Annotated in this window: 3 protein-coding genes; 1 reads left to right on the forward strand and 2 read right to left on the reverse strand. The window is 74.8% G+C overall.

Going from position 1 to position 2,599, the window contains the following annotated elements; translation table 11 throughout:
• Nucleotides 1-724 (reverse strand): MFS transporter (locus tag ACTUAL_RS08505; protein WP_440899864.1); only part of this gene is annotated, 724 nt, incomplete at its 3' end.
• Nucleotides 725-892: 168 nt separating this feature from the next.
• Here ACTUAL_RS08505 and ACTUAL_RS08510 point away from each other — a divergent pair.
• Entirely contained in the window at nt 893-1,915 is a 1,023-nt protein-coding gene (locus ACTUAL_RS08510) for an LLM class flavin-dependent oxidoreductase (protein WP_096494586.1), read from the forward strand.
• Nucleotides 1,916-1,951: 36 nt separating this feature from the next.
• Here the strand turns inward: ACTUAL_RS08510 and ACTUAL_RS08515 are convergent.
• Nucleotides 1,952-2,599, reverse strand: a 648-nt coding sequence (locus ACTUAL_RS08515) for a bile acid:sodium symporter (RefSeq protein WP_440899865.1), incomplete at its 5' end; no start/stop codon positions are given.

A 2,599-nucleotide genomic window follows, 5' to 3' on the forward strand; every position in this document is an offset into this window, starting at 1 on the left:
CGCGCACGGCGTCCGCGCCGAACAGCGGCAGCCACGTCCACAGCGCGTACAGCTCCCACATGTGCCCCAGGTAGCCGAGGTTGACCAGGCGGGGCGCGCGGTCGCGGAGCAGGGTGAGCGCGTAGGCCGGGTCGCGGGCGGGCGCGGACCTGGCCAGGTGGGGCCCGGCGCGCAGCAGGGTGGCCGAGAGCAGCGCGGCGACGAGGGTGGCGCAGGCGGCGGCGGACACCAGGGGCCGCCACGGCCAGGCCAGGACGCCGATCAGGTGCGGCAGGGCCGAGCCGAGGGTGAGGGCGCCGATGAGCAGGCCCATCGCGCGGGCCCTGCGGTCGGGGGTGGCCCAGGAGGCCATGAGCTTCATGCCGACCGGGTAGACGCCCGCCAGGAACAGGCCGGTGGCGAAGCGCAGCGGCACGGCGGCGGCCAGGCCGTCGGCGAGCAGGGCGAACGCGAGGGTGGACGTCGCCGCGCCCGTCGCGCCCGCCGCGAGCAGCAGGTGGGCCGGAACGCGGTCGGCCAGGGCGAGGGCGGCGGAGGCGACCGCGCCGACGACGAACCCGAGCTGGGTGGCGGCGGTGAGCCAGACGGCGGCGGCCAGGTCCACGCCCCACTCGGCGCGCAGGGACGGCACGACGGCCGAGGCGGAGAACCAGGTGGCCAGGCCGAGGACCTGGACGGCGGCGATCAGGGCGCGCTGGGCGGCGGGCGTGGTGCGCGGGTCCACCCTCGGCTCCTCTCCGGACGGGGACGTCCCGGTGGTGCGGGGTGGTCGGCGGGACCCTAGCCGCAGCGGGGGCGGGCGGCGGCCGTGTTCCCGGTCACCAGTGGCGCGACCTGCTGCGGGAGCCAAGTAGTTGAGGAATCAACCAAAGTGCGAGTACGTTCCCCCAGCGTGAAGAAAATCGGTTTCCTGTCCTTCGGGCACTGGTCCGACAGCCCGCACTCGCGGACCAGGACCGCCTCGGACGTGCTGCTCCAGTCCGTCGACCTGGCCGTCGCCGCCGAGGAGCTCGGCGCGGACGGCGCCTACTTCCGCGTGCACCACTTCGCCAGGCAGCTCGGCTCGCCGTTCCCGCTGCTCGCCGCGATCGGCGCCAAGACCGAGCGCATCGAGATCGGCACCGGCGTGATCGACATGCGCTACGAGAACCCCATGTACATGGCGGAGGACGCGGGCTCGGCCGACCTGCTCGCCGCGGGCAGGCTCCAGCTCGGCATCTCCAGGGGATCGCCCGAGCAGGTCATCGACGGCTGGCGGTACTTCGGCTACCAGCCCGCCGACGGCGAGACCGAGGCCGACATGGCCCGCAAGCACACCGAGGTGCTGCTGAAGGTGCTGGAGGGCGAGGGCTTCGCCCAGCCCAACCCGCGCCCGATGTTCCCCAACCCGCCCGGCCTGCTGCGCCTGGAACCGCACTCCCCCGGCCTGCGCGACCGCATCTGGTGGGGCGCCGGGTCGAACGCGACCGCCGTGTGGGCGGCCGAGCAGGGGATGCACCTGATGAGCTCGACCCTGAAGAACGACGAGGGCGGCGCGCCGTTCCACGTCCAGCAGGCCGAGCAGATCCGGGTGTTCCGCAAGGCGTGGGCCGACGCCGGGTGGCAGCGGGAGCCGCGCGTGTCGGTCTCGCGCAGCATCTTCGCGCTGACCTCCGACGAGGACCGGGCGTACTTCGGCGCGGACGGCAAGAGCCGCGACCAGGTCGGGTACATCGACGCGGACACGCGGGCGATCTTCGGCCGCTCGTACGCGGCGGAGCCGGACGCGCTGGTGGAGCAGCTCGCCGAGGACGAGGCGATCGCCGAGGCGGACACCCTGCTGCTGACCGTGCCCAACCAGCTCGGGGTGGACTACAACGCGCACGTGCTGGAGAGCATCCTCAAGCACGTGGCGCCCGCGCTCGGCTGGCGCTGACGGCCGGGGGTTCGCGCGGGGGCGGGGTCGAGCCGATCACGCCCCCGGCGCGCGGTCCGGGACCAGGAGCGGCACCAGGCGCACGAGGAGCACCATGCCGACCACCTCCACCAGGGTCTGGGCGACCACCGCCAGCGGCGCGAGGGCGAGGGCGTCCGGCAGGGCCAGCGCGAGGGGCAGCACGACCAGGGAGTTGCGGGTCGCGCCGGTGAACACGACCGCGCGGCTCGCCGGGACGTCCAGCCGGAACAGGCGCGCCACCGCCAGCCCGGCGAACACCATGACCAGCAGGAACGCCGCGTAGAACGGGATGGCCCCCGCGACGCGGGCGAGGTCGCCGCCGAGCTCGGGGACCTGCGAGGCGACCACGGTGAGCAGGGTCGCGGCCATCAGGGGGACCATCGTCGTGCCCGCCGCGTCCGCCGCGAGCCTGCCTGCGCGGCGCCTGCGGGCCCAGGCCTGGGTGAGCCAGGCCAGCGCGAGCGGGATCGCGATCAGGGTCGTGAACGCCTCCACGAACGGGCCCGCCTCGACGACGTCCGCCAGCTCGCCGCCCAGGAGCAGCAGGAGCAGCGGCGGCAGCAGGAGCACCTGGGCGAGCAGGAGCAGCGGGGTGGCCGCCAGGAGCCCCCGGTGGTCGCCGCCCGCCAGGCCGGTGAAGACGATCACGTAGTCGACGCACGG

It is taken from the genome of Actinosynnema sp., from assembly GCF_052038725.1.